Source organism: Leifsonia sp. 563 (assembly GCF_040545055.1).
GTDB lineage: Bacteria > Actinomycetota > Actinomycetes > Actinomycetales > Microbacteriaceae > Leifsonia.
On sequence record NZ_JBEPLE010000008.1, the window covers coordinates 172,786 to 191,069 of the forward strand.

Annotated in this window: 16 protein-coding genes; 12 read left to right on the forward strand and 4 right to left on the reverse strand. The window is 69.6% G+C overall.

The window, feature by feature from the left end:
• Positions 1–32 precede the first annotated feature (32 nt).
• The gene (efeU, locus tag ABIC47_RS18710; RefSeq protein ID WP_354482969.1) at positions 33–896 is read right to left on the reverse strand and encodes an iron uptake transporter permease EfeU; all 864 of its coding nucleotides are present in this window, start codon (positions 894–896) and stop codon (positions 33–35) included.
• Positions 897–996: 100 nt separating this feature from the next.
• Here efeU and ABIC47_RS18715 point away from each other — a divergent pair, with 100 nt between their 5' ends.
• The 5 genes from ABIC47_RS18715 (at position 997) to ABIC47_RS18735 (ending at position 7,073) form a co-directional block, all read left to right on the forward strand.
• The gene (locus ABIC47_RS18715) at positions 997–1,377 is read left to right on the forward strand and encodes a hypothetical protein (RefSeq protein WP_089876440.1); all 381 of its coding nucleotides are present in this window, start codon (positions 997–999) and stop codon (positions 1,375–1,377) included.
• A 34-nt stretch (positions 1,378–1,411) separates the two neighbouring features.
• Positions 1,412–1,732, forward strand: a complete 321-nt coding sequence (gene fdxA, locus ABIC47_RS18720; protein ID WP_018191484.1) for a ferredoxin — start codon at positions 1,412–1,414, stop codon at positions 1,730–1,732.
• Positions 1,733–1,786: 54 nt separating this feature from the next.
• Positions 1,787–2,905 carry a succinyldiaminopimelate transaminase gene (gene dapC / locus ABIC47_RS18725; protein ID WP_354482972.1) on the forward strand — a complete coding sequence of 373 codons (1,119 nt, stop codon included), beginning with the start codon at positions 1,787–1,789 and terminating at the stop codon, positions 2,903–2,905.
• A 157-nt stretch (positions 2,906–3,062) separates the two neighbouring features.
• Positions 3,063–4,391: a citrate synthase gene (locus ABIC47_RS18730; protein WP_089876435.1), complete on the forward strand. Its 1,329-nt coding sequence runs from the start codon at positions 3,063–3,065 to the stop codon at positions 4,389–4,391.
• 78 nt (positions 4,392–4,469) lie between these two features.
• Positions 4,470–7,073 carry a penicillin acylase family protein gene (locus tag ABIC47_RS18735; RefSeq protein WP_354482975.1) on the forward strand — a complete coding sequence of 868 codons (2,604 nt, stop codon included), beginning with the start codon at positions 4,470–4,472 and terminating at the stop codon, positions 7,071–7,073.
• Positions 7,074–7,099: 26 nt separating this feature from the next.
• Here ABIC47_RS18735 and ABIC47_RS18740 read toward each other — a convergent pair whose 3' ends face one another.
• The 3 genes from ABIC47_RS18740 to ABIC47_RS18750 form a co-directional block, all read right to left on the reverse strand.
• On the reverse strand, positions 7,100–8,062 hold the full coding sequence (locus ABIC47_RS18740) for a nitroreductase family protein (protein ID WP_354482977.1): 963 nt from the start codon (positions 8,060–8,062) through the stop codon (positions 7,100–7,102).
• Between the two features lies 1 nt (position 8,063).
• On the reverse strand, positions 8,064–9,575 hold the full coding sequence (locus tag ABIC47_RS18745) for a phenylacetate--CoA ligase family protein (protein ID WP_354482979.1): 1,512 nt from the start codon (positions 9,573–9,575) through the stop codon (positions 8,064–8,066).
• Between the two features lie 76 nt (positions 9,576–9,651).
• Positions 9,652–10,275 (reverse strand): SACE_7040 family transcriptional regulator, encoded by a 624-nt coding sequence (locus ABIC47_RS18750; protein ID WP_018191480.1) that lies wholly within the window; start codon positions 10,273–10,275, stop codon positions 9,652–9,654.
• A gap of 120 nt (positions 10,276–10,395) precedes the next feature.
• Between ABIC47_RS18750 and ABIC47_RS18755 the strand changes: the two genes are divergently transcribed.
• From ABIC47_RS18755 to ABIC47_RS18785, 7 genes are all read left to right on the forward strand, one after another.
• Positions 10,396–12,003: a carboxyl transferase domain-containing protein gene (locus ABIC47_RS18755; protein WP_089876431.1), complete on the forward strand. Its 1,608-nt coding sequence runs from the start codon at positions 10,396–10,398 to the stop codon at positions 12,001–12,003.
• A gap of 4 nt (positions 12,004–12,007) precedes the next feature.
• A complete protein-coding gene (locus ABIC47_RS18760) occupies positions 12,008–14,158 on the forward strand; it encodes an acetyl/propionyl/methylcrotonyl-CoA carboxylase subunit alpha (RefSeq protein WP_354482982.1) in 2,151 nt (716 codons plus the stop codon).
• A gap of 23 nt (positions 14,159–14,181) precedes the next feature.
• Complete coding sequence (locus tag ABIC47_RS18765) at positions 14,182–15,417, forward strand: acyl-CoA dehydrogenase family protein (protein ID WP_354482984.1); 1,236 nt, start codon at positions 14,182–14,184, stop codon at positions 15,415–15,417.
• 105 nt (positions 15,418–15,522) lie between these two features.
• Positions 15,523–16,284, forward strand: coding sequence for a CoA transferase subunit A (locus ABIC47_RS18770; RefSeq protein WP_018191476.1), 762 nt, complete (start codon positions 15,523–15,525; stop codon positions 16,282–16,284).
• Positions 16,281–16,928 carry a CoA transferase subunit B gene (locus ABIC47_RS18775; RefSeq protein ID WP_354482987.1) on the forward strand — a complete coding sequence of 216 codons (648 nt, stop codon included), beginning with the start codon at positions 16,281–16,283 and terminating at the stop codon, positions 16,926–16,928. Before ABIC47_RS18770 ends, ABIC47_RS18775 begins: the two co-directional genes overlap by 4 nt.
• A complete protein-coding gene (locus ABIC47_RS18780) occupies positions 16,925–17,449 on the forward strand; it encodes a MaoC family dehydratase (RefSeq protein ID WP_089876426.1) in 525 nt (174 codons plus the stop codon). Before ABIC47_RS18775 ends, ABIC47_RS18780 begins: the two co-directional genes overlap by 4 nt.
• Entirely contained in the window at positions 17,446–18,258 is an 813-nt protein-coding gene (locus tag ABIC47_RS18785; protein ID WP_354482990.1) for an HpcH/HpaI aldolase/citrate lyase family protein, read from the forward strand. The genes ABIC47_RS18780 and ABIC47_RS18785 overlap by 4 nt, the downstream gene beginning before the upstream one ends.
• Positions 18,259–18,284 lie beyond the last annotated feature (26 nt).

Consider the following 18,284-nt stretch of genomic DNA (forward strand, 5'->3'; position numbering starts at 1 on the left):
TTGTGGTGCAGTGAGGGGTCAAGAAGAGGGGGTCACGACGCGATCGGCGCGTGGGGCGCCGAAGCCGCGGCCGGTGCGGTCGGTGCGGGTCGTGCGGCGGAACGGTGCTGCCGGATGTAGAAGTAGCCGACCACAGCGAGGTAGGTGAACCATGCCGCGACCTGCAGTGCGGTCGGCGACGGGTTGAAGTTGAGGATGCCGGCGGCCAGGGTGCCGTACCAGCTGGAGGCGGGGATCGCGCGGCTGATGTCGTACGCGTGCACGCCTCCGCCGGGGAGCAGGCCGGCCTCCTGCAGGTCTCCGAGCCCGTAGGCGAGCACGCCGGCGGCGACGAGGATGAGGAAGGCGCCGGTCCAGGTGAAGAACCTGCCGAGGTTGATCTTGACCATGCCGCGGTAGAGCAGGAAGCCGATGACCGCGGCGGTGGCGATGCCGAGGAGGGCGCCGACGGCCGGCTCCCAGCTGCCCCCGGTGCTCGCGACGGTCGCCCAGACGAAGAGCGAGGTCTCGATGCCTTCGCGTCCGACGCTCAGCATGGCGAGCAGCACGACGCCCCAGCCGGCGCCGACGAGCGCGGAATCGAGCCGGTTCTGGAGGGTGGACTTCATGCTGCGGGCGGTCTTGCCCATCCAGAACACCATCCAGGTGACGAACCCGACCGCGACCAGCGAGAGGGAGCCGCCGAGGATCTCCTGCGCCTGGAAGCTCATGCCGTAAGGGCCCCAGGTGAGGACGGCGCCGATCCCGAGCGGGACGATGAGCGCGATGCCCACGCCGATCCAGAGCTTGGACAGCACCTCGGTGCGGCCCAGCTTCACCACGTAGGCCACCAGGATGGTGACGATGAGCGCCATCTCGAGGCCTTCGCGGAGGCCGATCAGGTAGTTCGCGAGCACAGGTGACCTTCGTCGGGGGAGGGGTTCATGATTGGTAAGGCTAACCTTACTGAATCGAGCGTAGAGCACCGTCCTGGATGTGTCCAGATAGGATGCGAGGATGCTCAGCCGGATCGTCAGCGCCATCCTCCTCGTGCTGGCGGGAGCGGTCTTCGGGGCGATCGGGACGGTCGCTCACCAGTACTCGGTGACCTGGGGGATCCCCATCCCGCTCGGCCTGATCGGCTCGCTTCTCGCGTTCACGGCCCTGCTCGTCGGTCTGCGGCTGCTCGGCCACAGCCGGCTGCCCGCGCTGCTCGCGGCGCTGGGCTGCATCGCCGTCATCCTCCTGTTCGCGCAGCAGAGCGCGGGCGGCTCCGTGCTCATCCAGAACGACCTCGCCGGACAGGTGTGGCTCGCAGGGCCCATCCTGATCGCGGCGATCGTGATCGCCTGGCCCGATGTGAAGACCCGGCAGCCGGCCCGCGACGGCCTAAGCTAGAGGGACAGCTCCACCTGAAGGGATCCGATCCACTGTGACCTATGTCATCGCTCTCCCGTGCGTCGATGTGAAGGACAGGGCCTGTATCGACGAGTGTCCGGTCGACTGCATCTACGAGGGCGAACGGTCGCTGTACATCCACCCCGACGAGTGCGTCGATTGCGGCGCCTGCGAGCCGGTCTGCCCGGTCGAGGCGATCTACTACGAGGACGACCTGCCCGAGGAGTGGAAGGACTACTACCGCGCGAACGTGGAGTTCTTCGACGACATCGGCTCGCCCGGCGGAGCGTCGAAGGTGGGTGTGATCTCCAAGGACCACCCGCTGATCGCCGCGCTGCCGCCGCAGGCGCACTGAGCCTCGGCGCACCGATGACGGCATCGATGGCCGCGCCGGCGAAGGAGCGCTGACGTGGCGCTGCAGGAGCTCCCGGACTACCCCTGGGATCTGATGGCTCCGTACGCCGAGCGGGCGCGGGCGCATGCGGACGGTCTTGTCGACCTGTCGATCGGCTCGCCGGTCGACCCGACTCCGGACCTCATCCGCGAGGCCCTCGCCAGCGCGACGGACGCCCACGCGTACCCGCAGACCGTCGGGACGCCCGCACTGCGCGAAGCGATCGTCGACTGGTTCCACCGCCGACGGGGCGTCCGCGGGCTGACGGTCGAGAACGTGCTGCCGACGATCGGCTCGAAGGAGCTCGTCGCCCTGCTGCCCTTCATGCTCGGCCTCGGCGAGGGCGACATCGTGGTGCATCCGCGCGCCGCGTACCCGACGTACGCGATCGGCGCGGCGATGGCCGGCGCGACCGCCGTCGCGAGCGACGATCCGGCCGAGTGGCCGGAGGGCACGCGCCTGATCTGGCTGAATTCCCCGGGCAACCCGGACGGCCGCATCCTCTCGGTCGAGGAGCTGCGCGCGGCCGTCGCCCGCGCCCGCGAGCTGGGCGCCTACATCGCCAGCGACGAGTGCTACGCCGAGCTGGGCTGGGAGGCGCCGTGGGATGCGGAGCGCGTTCCGAGCATCCTCGACCCGCGGGTCATCGGGCAGGACCGCCGCAACGTCCTCGCGGTCTACTCCCTCAGCAAGCAGTCGAACCTCGCCGGTTACCGCGCGGCGTTCGTCGCGGGGTGCAGCGCCATCATCGGGCGGCTCGTCAACGTCAGGAAGCACGCCGGCCTCATGCTGCCGGCGCCGCTGCAGGCCGCGATGGTCACCGCGCTCGGCGACGAGCGGCACGTGGAGGCGCAGAAGGCGCTGTACCGATCCCGTCGCGACCTGCTGAAGCCGGCGCTCGAGGCCGCGGGCTTCCGCATCGACCGCAGCGAGGGCGGCCTCTACCTGTGGGCGACGGAGGGACGCGACGCCTGGGAGAGCATCGGACGGCTCGCCGACCTCGGCATCCTCGCCGGCCCCGGCCACTTCTACGGCGACTTCTACCCGGAGCACGTGCGCCTGTCGCTCACGGCGACCGACGAGCGGGTGGCCGCGGCGGCGGAGCGGCTGCGGGCGTTTGGAGACAACCTCTAACGGGTCGCCGGCCCCTTTGCCCGATGCCGCAGTTGTCGCCGGCGTTCGTTAGGCTGTACCGGCACGGCCTGTCGAGCGGACGGCGCCGGGCAGCGCTGCCACGATCGGCGCGCACCTTTGACCACCCATATGGGCGACTAACCCACCAGGAGGCGTTGTGAGCGGACTCGGCACCGAGAGCACTGGCACCGAGAAGGCCGTAGCGGAGGCCGAACTCGCGACGGCCTCTCTGACCTATCCGGGCGGTGTCGCCGAGTTCCCGATCCGGCCGAGCGTCGACGGGGCCTCGAGCATCGACTTCTCGACGCTGACGAAGCAGACCGGGCTGACCAGCCTGGACTACGGCTTCGTGAACACCGCTGCCACGCGCTCGTCGATCACCTACATCGACGGCGAGCAGGGCATCCTGCGCTACCGCGGCTACCCGATCGAGCAGCTGGCCGAGAACTCCACGTTCCTCGAGGTGGCGTGGCTGCTCATCCACGGCGAGCTGCCGTCGACGTCGGAGCTCGCGGAGTTCGACGAGCGCATCCGCCGGCACACCCTGCTGCACGAGGACCTGCGCCGCTTCTTCGACGCCCTCCCGCACGACGCGCACCCGATGTCGGTGCTGTCGAGCGCGGTGTCGGCGCTGTCGACCTTCTACCAGGACTCGCTGAGCGTCCACGACCCGGAGCAGATCGAGCTCTCGACCATCCGGCTTCTCGCGAAGCTCCCGGTGATCGCCGCCTATGCGCACAAGAAGAGCCTGGGCCAGGCATTCCTGTACCCGGACAACTCGCTGAGCTTCGTGGACAACTTCCTGCGCCTCAACTTCGGCACCCTCGCGGAGCCGTACGAGGTGAACCCGGTGCTGTCGCGGGCGCTCGAGCGCCTGCTCATCCTGCACGAGGACCACGAGCAGAACGCGTCCACCTCGACCGTCCGTCTGGTCGGGTCGACGCAGGCCAACCTGTTCGCCTCCGTCTCCGCCGGCATCAACGCCCTCTACGGCCCGCTGCACGGCGGAGCGAACGAGGCCGTTCTGCAGATGCTCGCCGGCATCCGTGACTCGGGCGAGAGCGTCCAGAAGTTCGTCGAGCGCGTCAAGAACAAGGAGTCCGGCGTCAAGCTGATGGGCTTCGGTCACCGCGTCTACAAGAACTTCGACCCCCGCGCCAAGCTCGTGAAGCAGTCTGCCGACGAGGTGCTCGAGGCGCTCGGCGTGCACGATCCGCTCCTCGACATCGCGAAGGAGCTGGAAGAGGTCGCGCTCGCCGACCAGTACTTCGTCGACCGCAAGCTGTACCCGAACGTCGACTTCTACACGGGCGTCATCTACAAGGCCATGGGCTTCCCGACGCGGATGTTCACCGTGCTCTTCGCGATCGGCCGCCTGCCGGGCTGGATCGCCCACTGGCGCGAGATGAACCTCGACCCGCAGACGAAGATCGGCCGCCCGCAGCAGCTGTACGTCGGCTCGCCGGAGCGCGATCTCGGCCGCTGAGCCGCATCCACGACTCGACGTCATCTCGGAGGGATACGCTCCTTCAGAGACGGCGGTACCGGCCGACGAAGGAGCGACGTGGGCGACGACACCCCCCGACTGAGGCGGCACCATCGGGTCCTGAGGGTGATCGGCGGCGTACTCGCCGTCCTCCTGGTGCTGGTCGTCGTCGCCGGGGGCATCGGCGTGTGGACGATCACGCGCTCGTTCCCGCAGACCGCCGGGTCGGTGGATGTGCCGGGCCTCACGAAGCCGGTCACGGTGTACCGCGACGACGCCGGTGTGCCGCAGCTGTCCGCATCCACCGCCGACGACCTCTTCCGCGCGCAGGGGTACGTGCACGCGCAGGACCGCTTCTGGGAGATGGACTTCCGCCGTCACGTCACCGCGGGCCGGCTGTCGGAGATGTTCGGCGCGAGCCAGGTGCCGACCGACACCTTCATCCGCACGCTCGGCTGGCGTCGCGTCGCCGAGCAGGAGGTGAAGCTGCTCGATCCGACCTCGTTGCGGTACTACCAGGACTACGCGGATGGCGTGAACGCCTACCTCAAGCAGCGGTCGGGCGCGGGGCTGTCGCTGGAGTACGCCATCCTCGGCCTGCAGAATCCGTCCTATAAGCCGGAGCCCTGGACGCCCGCGGACTCGATCGCGTGGCTGAAGGCGATGGCATGGGACCTCCGGTCGAACCTCGAGGACGAGATCGACCGCGCGCTGCTTGCGACCAAGCTGAAGCCGGAGCAGGTCGCGGAACTCCATCCCGGCTACCCGTACACGGGCCACCCGACGATCACCGACCTCGGCGGCGGGAACCCGCGGACCGTCACGCCGGATGCCGAAGCGGGTGCCGCGGGAGCCGCGGACCAGTCCTCCGCGGACGCCTCCGCGCCGGCGCCGACCGCATACGCGTCGCAGCTGGAGCAGGTGGCCGCGAGTGTCGACTCCCTCCCGCAGCTGATGGGTCCGGCCGGCGACGGCATCGGATCCAACTCGTGGGTGATCGGCGGGGCGCACACCGCCAGCGGCAAGCCGCTCCTCGCCAACGACCCGCACCTCGGCGCCGCCCTGCCGTCGGTCTGGTACCAGATGGGCTTGCACTGCACGACGGTGGGGCCGGAGTGTCCGTTCGACGTGTCCGGCTTCAGCTTCTCCGGCTTCCCGGGCATCATCATCGGCCACAACGACCGCATCTCCTGGGGCTTCACCAACCTGGGTCCGGATGTCGCCGACCTGTTCGTCGAGAAGGTCACCGGCGACACGTACGAGTACGACGGCCAGCAGGTGCCGCTCGAGAAGCGCACGGAGCGCATCCGCGTCGCCGGCGGTAAGGATGTGACGATCACCGTCCGGTCGACCCGCCACGGCCCGATCGTGACGGACATCGGCGATGCGTACGCCGTGATCGCGAAGGACCAGGCGGGCAAGCTCGGTGTGCCCGCGCAACAGTTCCAGCTGTCGCTGGCGTGGACGGCGCTGACCCCCGGCACGACCGCGAACGCGATCTTCGCCTTCGACACCGCCCGCGACTGGCCGAGCTTCCGGGCGGCGGCGCAGCAGTTCCAGGTTCCGTCGCAGAACCTGGTCTACGCCGACGTGGACGGCAACATCGGCTACCAGGCGCCCGGTCTCATCCCGGTCCGCTCGGGTGGCGACGGGACGATGCCGATGCCCGGCTGGAGCAGCGGGTACGGCTGGACGGGCACCATCCCGTTCGAGGAGCTGCCGTCGGTGTTCGACCCGCCGGCCGGATACATCGTCACGGCGAACAACGCCGCCGTCGGGCCGGGTTTCCCGCGGCTGATCACGGCGGACTGGGACCAGGGGTACCGCGCCAACCAGATCGAGGTGCGCCTGAGCGCCCTGATGGCGCAGGGGAAGAAGCTGACGTCGAAGGACATGTCGGAGATCCAGGCGGACACCTACGACGCGAACGCGGCGAACCTCGTCCCGGTGATCCGCGCGGTGGCCGAGAAGCCGGATGCGTCCGCCGACGTGCAGCAGGCCGCCCGGCTGCTCGCCGACTGGGACTACCGCGACGATGCGGACAGCGCGGCCGCTGCCTACTTCGCGGTGTTCTGGCGGGAGCTGCTCCACGACATGTTCGCCCGCAAGATCCCGGCGGCCACCGCGCCGACCGGCGGCGACCGCTGGTTCACCGTCGTCGCCTCCCTGCTCGGGCAGCCGGAGTCGTCGTGGTGGGCGGACTCGGACCTCGGCACGTCCGACCGCGACTCGATGATCGCCTACGCCGCCGGTCAGGCGTGGAAGGAGACCGCCCACCAGCTGGGCGGCGACGTGTCGTCGTGGCGCTGGGACCGCCTCCACACGCTCACGCTGAAGAACGCGAGCCTGGGGGAGTCGGGCATCGCCCCCATCGAGGCGCTGCTGAACCGCGGGCCCTGGCACGTGGGCGGCGGCAGCAGCGTCGTGGATGCGGCGGGCTGGGATGCGACTGTCGGCTTCGCGGTGCAGCGCGTGCCGTCGATGCGGATGGTCGTGGACCTCTCCGACTTCGACAAGAGCACGTGGATCAACCTCACGGGAGCGTCCGGTCACGCGTTCGACGCGCACTACACCGATCAGACCGACCTGTGGGCCGTGGGGAAGACGCGCCCGTGGCCGTTCACCCCGGCGGCCGTGAAGAAGGCCGCGGACCAGACCCTGACGCTGCGTCCCGCGCGCTGACTCCTGCGCCGGACAGGGCCTCGGCATCACGTGATTGAGACGGAGTCCAGGCTTTTCCGGTTCGACCCGTATGGGGGCACAGAGCAGCGCCCAATCCGATAGAGAGCAACGGGCGTGGCAACGCCGACCTCGGCACCAACGCGACGAGCGGTCGTCGGATCATCGATGGCGATTGAGAACGGGTGGCAGTCGAAGCCCGCCGCGGCTATCGTCACCCATGACCGGAGGAGTCTCCTCCCGGCATCGAAAAGGTCGAGGGGATCGAGGCTTCGAGCGCCCAGGACCGCCGCGGCCGGGGCGGATCGGAACATGCTGATATCTCGTGTCGAATAGATCCGTTGAAGGAGGGAGGAGCTGAGCCGGCCTCGGCGGAAGGCGAATCGCAACGCGGCGACGTCCAGTCGGCTGAGCTTCATCTGGGGGGCCGTGAATCCTTCTTCCGCTGACAAATCGTCGCGGAACCAGAGCTTCAACCCGGTCACGAATGCGGCGTCTCCCCAATTCCTTCTGCTCGCTTCGGCCACCAACGGAACAAGTCTGCCGGGCGGCACGATCACATTGCCGAGTGCCGCCAGCTTCTCCTCTAGATCCCCTGGCAGAGGTTCGCAAGTGTATCGATTCCTATTCGTTCGCCGCCGTGCCACTGCTGCTCCGAGTTCGCCCGGGCTTGCCGTCGGGTCGTCGACGAGGCGGATGTTTGCCACGTGCCAGTCCGTGCCGATACGGGTCATGGTGGTCGTGACCTCCGCGGCGAGCTGCCAGTTCGGTGCTTCGAGAACCAGCGTCTCGGCGAAGGCTCCCATCGTGAGCATGGCGTCGCGATCGTCGGGGTCGTCAGGCAGATACTCATTTTGGTCGTAGTGCAGCTCATACGACGAGCCGTCCGGCAGCGGCTTCACCCCCCACGGTTGCGCATTGTGCACCGACGGAGCCCGGAGTGCTGCGTTCAGAAGCTCGGCGTGACGGGCGTTGATGTGATGACTCGACACGTCACTCCAGAATGTATTTGCGCTTGATCGATTTCGACATCTCTGCGAAGGGGCCGCTCTCCCGTTGGTGCACCACCACCTCGATGTCGGCCGCTCGGGAGTCTTCCTGCAATGCGGTGCGGAAGTCCCGGCTGTTCTGAGCCAGGCGGGTGATGATTCGCTCTTGCAGGTGGGTGACCTCGGGACCCGCACCCCCGGTTTCCAGTTCTACGTGAACAACAGGGTGCGGGATGCCGTCGTCACCTTCGGCCATGCTGATGGCGTATCCCCGCAGTGAGCCTTTTTCCCCTATCGGGGCGTCCGCAAAAAGGGCCTGCTCGATGTCCTCCGGGTAGATGTTCGCTCCGAGATATGAAACCGTGCTGTCGGATCGACCGCTGACGTAGAGGAAGGGAAGGCGGGGATGTCTGCCGCCGAAGGGCAGAGGAGCATCCTCAAGTGGGTTGAGTCCGTGGCGTTCGCAAATCCGGATGACCTCATCGAAGTCCAGGGACCCACCGGCGTCGTGGACGTTGTACCGCAGCCGCGGGGAGAGGGCTGTTGGCCTGTTCACCGTGACGACAAGCTCACCGGACGTATTTCGCTCGACGAAGTAGTCCAGAGGATCGTACTGAAACAGCATGGGCAGCCGGCGGGTCTCGCCGAAGAGCGCTTGAGTAAGGTCCGGGCGTTCTGCGCAAGCGCGGCGGATCCAGGTGCTCAGCGGGAACTCCGAAGCGACCCCGATGTCCAGGTCGCTCGCCCCGTATGCCGAGGAGACCATGTCGAAGTGCTCAAGCAGGCGGGACCGGAGTGTCTCGCTCATCGCTTCCCCGCCAACGATTCCCATCAGGCGATATGGTGCCCAGTCGAAACCCTGCTGTTTGCCGTATTCGAGAAGCTCAAGGAGGAACGGCGGATATCCCGTGACGACGTAGGTGCGGTCCGGCCCCAGCATGCTGAAGACGCTCAGCATCTTCTGCGCGTCCGGCCCGGTGGACTTGATCAAACCGTTGTTCGCGAACGCCATTGTGACGTTGGTCCCTGTGGCCCATGCGCCCATCGAGAACCCGTTGATGGTGACGATGTCCTCTCCATACATGAAGATCGCCAGCCGGCTGAGGGTGCGACGCAGCTGATTCAGCTCTCCGCGCCCTCTGAGCCAGTTGTACGGGACACCGGAAGAACCGGAGCTCTCGTCGATCTCGGCGTCCCGCCGGGGAATTACTCCGCCGCGGCAGCGTTCCGCAGTCGAATACGGGTCGATGTAACTGCGTTTGTCCGTCTCGGGTGCCGACGTCAGGAGGCAAGAGCTCGCCGCGATCGAATGGGTCTCGAGGAAGTCGCGATATGCCGGCACGTCTCTTCGCGCCCGTTCCATCTGTTGCTCTGCTCCCACTCGGCTGAGCCTCGACGCGAGCGCCGCCGCTCGACCGCTGGTGATCAGGCGCTCGAACCCCCGCTGATTCCGGAGTGCGGTGTGATGCGTCCAGCGTGCGAATCCGAGCATCATGCCGTCGGTCGCGCGACGCATGAATTGTCTCCGTATGGATGCCATTTGCGACAGCATACAGGAGTATTTCAGATGCTGACACTTAGACCATGAGTGGTCAGGGGGAGGTGAGGGCCGCCCACGCCATGCGCTCCAGGACGGGGCGCACGACCCCGGGCGCGACCTGCAGCGCCCCGACGCGCGCGGTGTGCGGCGTCGAGTTCAGGAGGCCGAACGTGGCCTGCACGCGCACGCGCAGCTCGTCGTCGGCGAGGGCGGGGTGCAGGGTGCCGAGCACGCCCATCCACACCTCGACGTAGCGGCGCTGGAGCCGGCGGACCTGGCGGCGGGCGGCATCGTCGAGCGAGTCGAGGTCGCGGTCCTGCACGCGGATGGTGTCGGGCTCGCCGAGGGCGAAGTCGATGTGGAAGCCGATCAGCGACCGCAGGGCCGTCGCCGCATCCGCCGCAGCCTGCTCGACCGCCTGACCGCCCGCGAGCAGGCGCTCGCTCACCCCGATCAGCAGCGCGGAGAGCACGGCCTGCTTGGAGGAGAAGTGACGGTACACCGCCGGGCCGCTCACGCCGACGGCCGCCCCGAGGTCTTCGATCGAGACGCCGTTGAAGCCGCGCTCGGCGAAGAGCGTCGCTGCGGACTCGAGCAGCGCGGCACGCCGGTCGGCCTTGGCCTGGCTGCGCTGCGTCGGCCGCTCGAGGGGAGCGGCGGGACTCGGCTGGGTCATCGTCCTCGATGGGGTCGGGCCGCCCGGTCGGCGACGCTGGACTTTTCGGTTAATGAACACTAACCTAAAAACCGAGTTAGTGACCACTAACCGGATGTCGACGACGACATATGGAGCAGCATGCCGACCTTGACCAGCGAGGCGTCCGCGACGGACGCCCGGTTCGAGCAGAACGACGCCGCCCAGCGCGAGCTCGTCGCCGATCTGCGGCGGCGACTGGCCGTCGCGGCGGCCGGCGGCCCCGAGCGCGCCCGCGAGCGTCACGTCGCCCGCGGCAAGCTGCTGCCGCGCGACCGCATCGACGCCCTGCTCGACGAGGGCAGCCCGTTCCTCGAGCTGGCGCCGCTCGCCGCCACCGGGATGTACGACGACGAGAGCCCCGCGGCCGGCGTCATCGCCGGGATCGGCCTGGTCGCGGGCCGCCACGTCATGGTCGTGTGCAACGACGCCACGGTCAAGGGCGGCACGTACTACCCGATGACCGTCAAGAAGCATCTGCGGGCGCAGGAGGTGGCACTGGAGAACCGGCTGCCCTGCATCTACCTGGTCGACTCAGGAGGCGCGTTCCTGCCCATGCAGGACGAGGTCTTCCCGGACCGCGACCACTTCGGCCGCATCTTCTACAACCAGGCGCGGCTCTCCGCGGCGAAGATCCCGCAGATCGCCGCCGTGCTCGGCTCCTGCACCGCCGGCGGCGCCTACGTGCCCGCGATGAGCGACGAGACGGTGATCGTCCGCAACCAGGGCACCATCTTCCTCGGCGGTCCTCCGCTCGTGAAGGCGGCCATCGGCGAGATCGTCAGCGCGGAGGAGCTCGGCGGCGGCGACCTGCACGCCCGCACCTCGGGCGTGGTCGACCACCTGGCGGAGGACGACGAGCACGCGCTCGCCATCGTGCGCGACATCGTCGCGACGCTCCCGCCGCCCGCGGCGCCGGCCTGGGCGGTCGAAGCGCCGGTCGAGCCCGCGGCCGATCCGGCCGAGCTGTACGGGGTCGTCCCGGTCGACGTGCAGGCGCCCTACGACGTCCACGAGGTGATCGCGCGCATCGTCGACGGCAGCGGCTTCCACGAGTTCAAGCCGGAGTACGGCACGACTCTCGTGACCGGCTTCGCGCACATCCACGGGCATCCCGTCGGCATCGTCGCGAACAACGGCGTGCTGTTCAGCGAGTCCGCCCTCAAGGGCGCGCACTTCATCGAGCTGTGCGACCAGCGCGGCATCCCGCTGCTCTTCCTGCAGAACATCTCCGGCTTCATGGTCGGCCGCGACTACGAGGCGGGCGGGATCGCCAAGAACGGCGCCAAGATGGTCACGGCCGTCGCGACGGCCCGCGTGCCGAAGCTCACCGTGGTGATCGGCGGGTCCTTCGGCGCCGGCAACTACTCCATGTGCGGCCGGGCCTACTCGCCCCGCTTCCTGTGGATGTGGCCCGCCGCCCGCATCTCGGTGATGGGCGGCCAGCAGGCGGCCAGCGTGCTGGCCACCGTCAAGCGCGACCAGCTGGACGCGCGCGGCGAGGAGTGGTCCTCCGACGACGAGGCCGCGTTCCGCGCCCCGATCGCTGCCCAGTACGAGGAGCAGGGCAACCCGTACTACTCGACCGCCCGGCTCTGGGACGACGGGGTGATCGATCCCGCCGAGACCCGTACCGTGCTGGGCCTGGCGCTCGACGTCGTCTCCCGCTCGCCGCTGCCCGACACCGCCTTCGGGCTCTTCCGGATGTGATCGCGTGACCACCACCCCCTTCCGCTCCGTCCTCGTCGCCAACCGCGGCGAGATCGCCTGCCGCGTCATCCGCACCCTGCAGCGCCTGGGCATCCGCTCGGTCGCGGTCTACAGCGACGCCGACCGCGATGCGCCGCACGTCGCGCTCGCCGACGTCGCCGTGCGCCTCGGACCGCCCGCCGCGCGCGAGAGCTACCTCGACGTCGAGCGGATCGTGGATGCGGCCCGCCGCACCGGCGCCGAGGCCGTCCACCCCGGCTACGGCTTCCTCTCCGAGAACCCGGCGCTCGCTGAGGCGTGCGAGGTGGCGGGCATCGTGTTCGTGGGCCCGGGCGTCCACGCGCTGGAGGTCATGGGCGACAAGATCACGGCGAAGCACGCGGTCGCCGAGCACGACGTTCCCACGATCCCCGGGCTCGCCGAGCCGGGCCTCGGCGACGACGACCTGATCGCCGCCGCCGAGCGCATCGGGTTCCCGGTGCTGGTGAAGCCGTCGGCGGGCGGCGGGGGCAAGGGGATGCAGGCCGTGCGCTCTGCGGGCGAGCTCCCGGAGGCGCTGCGGGCGGCCCGACGCGTCGCCGCGGCCGCGTTCGGCGACGACACCCTGTTCTTGGAGCGGCTGGTCGCCTCCCCTCGCCACATCGAGGTGCAGGTGCTCGCGGACCGCCACGGCGGGATCGTGCACCTGGGCGAGCGCGAGTGCTCGCTGCAGCGCCGCCACCAGAAGGTGGTGGAGGAGGCGCCGTCGCCGCTGCTGGACGAGGCGACCAGAGCGCGCATCGGCGAGGCCGCCTGCCGTGTCGCCGAGAGCGTCGGCTATGTGGGCGCAGGCACGGTGGAGTTCCTGGTGTCGGCCGAGGCGTCGGACGAGTTCTTCTTCATGGAGATGAACACCCGGCTGCAGGTCGAGCATCCCGTCACCGAGCTGGTGACGGGTCTGGATCTCGTCGAGCAGCAGCTGCGGATCGCCGCGGGTGAGCCGCTGTCGTTCGCGCAGGAGGACGTGCGCCTGAACGGCCACGCCGTCGAGGCCCGCGTCTACGCGGAGGACCCGGAGCGCGGCTTCCTTCCCGCGGCCGGTCAGGTGCTGGCGCTGCGCGAGCCGGAGGGCGACGGCGTACGGGTCGACAGCGGCATCGTCGCAGGCATCCCGATCGTCACCGACTACGACCCCATGCTCGCCAAGATCATCGCCTGGGGCGAGGATCGTGACCAGGCCTTCGCTCGACTGCGCGGCGCGCTCGCAGGGACGAGCATCCTCGGCGCGGTCTCCAACCTGGCGTGGCTCGTCGGGCTCGTCTCCGACGACGACGTCCTCGCCGGACGGATGGACACCACGCTCATCGACCGCCGCTTCGCCGAGCAGACGCCCGCTCCGGTGACCGAGCCGGAGCTGATCGCAGCGGCGCTGCTCGCGCATCGTGAGCGCTGGCAGCAGCCGTCGACCGGAGTCGGCGCGGTGTGGGGTGCGCCGACGGGATGGCGTCCCGGCCGGGCGCGACCGGTGCGGTACGACGTCGACGGGGTGGCGGTGTCCGTCAGCGGACCGGTCGAGGATGCGACGATCACCGTGGTTCGGGATGCAGCAGATACGTCGACGCCCGACGCCCGTCGCGCCTCCCTCCGCCTGCGCGAACCGGATGCGGCGGGCCGCCCCGCGGTCGCCCTGCTCGACCTCGACGGAGAGACCATCCGCTTCGACACCGCGCGCGACGGCGACACCGTGTGGCTGGCGCGCGAGGGCCGCTCCCGTCCGCTGCGGCTGCGCGACCGCGCGACGCGCCTCGCCGAGCGGCTGGCCGCGGTCGACCGCGGGACGCTCGCGGCGCATCCCGAGCTCCGCTCGCCTATGCCCGGCACCGTTGTCGCCGTCCCGGTCGAGACCGGCGCGCGCGTCGCCGCGGGCGACACGGTCGTCGTGGTCGAGGCGATGAAGATGGAGCACCGCCTGGTGGCGCCCGTCGACGGCGTCGTCGCGGTGCACGTCGGCCCCGGCGACCTGGTGCGGCTCGATCAGCTCGTCGCCCGCGTCGACGCCGACGAGGCGGACGATGCGGACGCTGCCGACGCGACTCCGCCCATCCCGAGCACTTCCGACGTTCCGCCCCAGCCGGCGGACGCGGCGCCGACACGACCGGCCGCCGCACAGCGATAGTCACCACAAGAGACAGGACCCGCATGACCATGCAGATGACCCGCCCCACCGGCCCCGCGGCCGGAGCCGCCGGATCCGACGACACCGACGTCGCCGGCTTCCAGCTCACCGACGAGCAGCGCCGCCTCCGTGACGAGGTCCGCGACTTCGCCGACACGGTCGTCGCGCCCGCCGCCTACGAGTACGACACCAAGCGCAGCCTCCCGTACGACATCATCGCCGAGATGGGCCGGATGGGCCTGTTCGGTCTCCCGTTCCCGGTCGAATACGGCGGCCAGGGCAAGGACTACCTCTCCCTCTGCCTCGCCGTGGAGCAGCTGGGACGCGTCGACCAGTCGATCGGCGTCACCCTGGAGGCCGGTGTCGGGCTGGGCGCCATGCCGATCTTCCGCAGCGGCACCGAGGAGCAGAAGCAGCAGTGGTTGCCGATGCTCGCCCGCGGCGAGGCGCTCGCCGGCTTCGGGCTCACCGAGGCCGAGGCGGGCTCCGACGCGTCCGGCACGAAGACCACGGCCGAGCTGCACGACGGCGAGTGGGTGATCAACGGCACCAAGCAGTTCATCACCAACTCCGGATCGGACATCACACGGCTGGTCACCATCACGGCGGTCACCGGCGAGGAGCGGCGCGCGGACGGATCGATGAAGAAGGAGCTGTCGGCGATCATCGTCCCGACCGGCACCCCCGGCTTCGTCGCGGAGCCCGTGTACGACAAGGTCGGCTGGCACACCTCGGACACGCATCCGTTGACCCTCACCGACGTGCGCGTCCCGGAGGCGAACCTGCTGGGGGAGCGCGGCCGCGGCTACGCGAACTTCGTGGCGACCCTCGACGAGGGCCGTGTGGCGTTCGCCGCGCTCTGCACGGGCGCCGCGCAGGGCTGCCTGGAGGAGGCCATCCGCTACGCCAAGAGCCGGAACGTGTTCGGCCGGCCGATCGGATCCAACCAGTACATCGCCTTCAAGATCGCGCGGATGCAGGCTCGGGTCCACACCGCCCGGCTCGCCTACTACGACGCCTGCTTCAAGCTGATGGCCGGCAAGCCGTTCAAGATGGAGGCCTCCGTCGCCAAGCTGGTCTCCAGTGAGGCCGCGATGGACAACGCCCGCGACGCCACGCAGATCTTCGGCGGCTACGGCTTCCTCAACGAGAACCCGGTCGCGCGGCATTACCGCGACTCGAAGATCCTGGAGATCGGCGAGGGCACGAGCGAGGTCCAGCTGATGGTGATCTCGCGCGCGCTGGGCTTCTCCGCCTAACCTGAATCCGCAGCCGACAGCTCCTGAGTTTTTCGGCGCAGCACCCGGCGTGTCGCCGGAAAAACTCAGGAGCTGATGGCGAGAGACCCTCGAAGGGGAGGACGCATGATCGACAAGACCGTCGGAAGCGCCGCGGAGGCCGTCGCCGACATCCCGGACGGCAGCACGCTCGCCGTCGGAGGGTTCGGCCTGTGCGGCATCCCGAGCGCGTTGATCCAGGCGATGCTCGATGCGGGGACCACCGACCTCGAGGTGGTCAGCAACAACTGCGGCGTCGACGACTGGGGCCTCGGGCTGCTGCTCGCCGAGCACCGCATCCGCAAGATGATCAGCTCGTACGTCGGCGAGAACAAGGAGTTCGCGCGCCAGTTCCTCTCCGGCGAGCTGGAGGTCGAGCTCACCCCGCAGGGGACGCTCGCCGAGAAGCTGCGGGCCGGCGGCGCGGGCATCCCCGCGTTCTTCACGCCCGCCGGTGTCGGCACCCAGATCGCGACGGGAGGCCTCCCGCGCCGCTACGCCGCCGACGGCTCCGTCGCGGTCGCGAGCGAGCCGAAGGAGGTGCGGACGTTCGACGATGCCGAGTACGTGCTGGAGCGGTCCCTCCGCCCCGACTTCGCCCTCGTCCACGCCGCGAAGGGCGACCGGCACGGCAACCTCGTCTTCCATGCCGCCGCGATGAACTTCAACCCGCTCGCCGCGATGGCCGGCCGCGTCACCATCGCCGAGGTGGAGGAGCTGGTCGAGCCGGGCGAGCTCGATCCCGGCGCCGTGCATTGCCCGGGAATCTTCGTCCAGCGGGTCGTGCACGCGCCGGGCGTGGAGAAGCGGATCGAACGGCGCACGGTCGCCGAAGGGAGCGCACGATGAGCCTCAGCCGCACTGAACTCGCTGCCCGGGTGGCGCGCGAGCTGGAGAACGGGCAGTACGTCAACCTCGGCATCGGCATGCCCACGCTCATCCCGAACTACATCCCGGAGGGCGTCGAGGTCATCCTGCACTCGGAGAACGGCGTACTCGGCGTCGGCCCGTACCCCGCCGACGACGCGGTCGACCCCGACCTCATCAACGCGGGGAAGGAGACGGTCACGGTGAACCGCGGCGCCGCCTTCTTCGACTCGTCGCTGTCGTTCGGGATGGTGCGCGGCGGACACGTCGACCTGGCCGTCCTCGGCGCGATGGAGGTCTCGGAGCGGGGCGATCTCGCCAACTGGATGATCCCCGGAAAGATGGTGAAGGGGATGGGCGGCGCGATGGACCTCGTCTTCGGCGCCAAGCGGCTCATCGTGATGATGGAGCACGTCGACCGCGAAGGCCGGCCCAAGATCGTGACCGAGTGCAGCCTCCCGCTGACCGGCACGGGATGCGTCGACCGGATCATCACCGACCTGGCCGTCATCGACGTCACGGACGACGGACTGGTGCTGCGGGAGGTCGCCCCGGGCGTCACCGTGGACGACGTGGTCGCCGCGACCGGCGCACCGCTGCGCGTTGAGCTGGAGGAGGCGGCATGAGGGAGATCGAGCAGCGCGGGCTCTACTACGAGGAGTTCGAGCCGGAGACGCGGTACCTGCACCGGCCCGGGCGCACGGTGACGGAGGCCGACAACGTCCTCTTCACCACCCTGACCATGAACACGCAGGCGCTGCACCTGGACGCCGCGTGGTCCGCCCGGCAGCCCTTCGGGGAGCGGCTGGTGAACTCCATGTTCACGCTCGCGACGATCGTCGGAGCCTCGGTCACCCAGCTGACGCAGGGCACGATCGTCGCGAACCTGGGGTTCAGCGAGGTCGCCTTCCCGCATCCGCTGCACCACGGCGACACGCTCTACTCGGAGACCGTCGTGCTCGCGAAGCGGCTCTCCGCCTCCCGGCCCGGGCAGGGCATCGTCACGCTCGAGCACACCGGACGCAACCAGGATGGGGTCGTCGTCGCCACGGCGACGCGTCAGGTGATGGTGTGGTGCCGGGATGTCTCTCCGGTCGCGTCCGATCCGGGCGCAGCGGGAGGCGACGGGTCGGACGAGATCCTGTGAGCGACGCCCCATTCCCCTGGGGGCCGGCGCTGCTGTTCTGCCCCGCCGACCGCCCGGAGCGCTACGCCAAAGCGCTCGAGCGCGCGGATGCGGTGATCCTCGACCTGGAGGATGCGGTCGACCCGGCAACGCGGCCCGCGGCCCGGGAAGCGCTCGTCGCGTCGGAACTGGACCCCGAGCGCGTCATCGTTCGGGTCAACCCGACCGGGACCGACGACCACGACGCCGACCTGTCGGCGCTCGCCGCGACGCCGTACCGCGCGGTGATGCTCCCCAAGGCCGAGCGGCCGGCCGACCTCGACGGGCTGCGCGACTACGCCGTCATCGCTCTCTGCGAGACGGCCGCCGGCGTGCTCGCGGCGCCGTCGCTGGCCGCCGCGCCCGGCGTGATCGCGCTGATGTGGGGTGCAGAAGACCTCGTCGCCTCGCTCGGCGGCACGTCGAGCAGGCACGCCGACGGACGGTACCGCGACATCGCCCGCCACGCGCGGTCGGCGGTGCTGCTGGCGGCGGGCGCCGCATCCATCCACGCCGTCGACACAGTGCACCTCGACATCGCCGACCTCACCGGACTCGCGGCCGAGGCGGAGGACGCGGTGGCCGTCGGATTCGCGGCGACGGCGTGCATCCACCCCGGTCAGGTGGAGACGATCCGGGCCGCCTACCGGCCCGATCCGGCCGAGGTACAGGCTGCTCGCGAGCTGCTCGCGGCGGCCGAGAACGCGGGCGGGGGAGTGTTCCGGCATGAGGGCCGGATGGTCGACGGACCGGTGCTCGCGCACGCCCGGGCGGTGCTCCGGCGTTCGTGATGAAACTGTGACCTACCTTTCCTCCA

Excerpts from the sequence above, each read along its gene's own strand:
- ABIC47_RS18715 (WP_089876440.1), top strand. The coding sequence starts at position 997 with ATGCTCAGCCGGATCGTCAGCGCCATCCTCCTCGTGCTGGCGGGAGCG.
- ABIC47_RS18745 (WP_354482979.1), bottom strand. The coding sequence starts at position 9,575 with ATGCGTCGCGCGACCGACGGCATGATGCTCGGATTCGCACGCTGGACG.
- ABIC47_RS18750 (WP_018191480.1), bottom strand. The coding sequence starts at position 10,275 with ATGACCCAGCCGAGTCCCGCCGCTCCCCTCGAGCGGCCGACGCAGCGC.
- ABIC47_RS18755 (WP_089876431.1), top strand. The coding sequence starts at position 10,396 with ATGCCGACCTTGACCAGCGAGGCGTCCGCGACGGACGCCCGGTTCGAG.
- ABIC47_RS18765 (WP_354482984.1), top strand. The coding sequence starts at position 14,182 with ATGACCATGCAGATGACCCGCCCCACCGGCCCCGCGGCCGGAGCCGCC.
- ABIC47_RS18770 (WP_018191476.1), top strand. The coding sequence starts at position 15,523 with ATGATCGACAAGACCGTCGGAAGCGCCGCGGAGGCCGTCGCCGACATC.
- ABIC47_RS18775 (WP_354482987.1), top strand. The coding sequence starts at position 16,281 with ATGAGCCTCAGCCGCACTGAACTCGCTGCCCGGGTGGCGCGCGAGCTG.
- ABIC47_RS18780 (WP_089876426.1), top strand. The coding sequence starts at position 16,925 with ATGAGGGAGATCGAGCAGCGCGGGCTCTACTACGAGGAGTTCGAGCCG.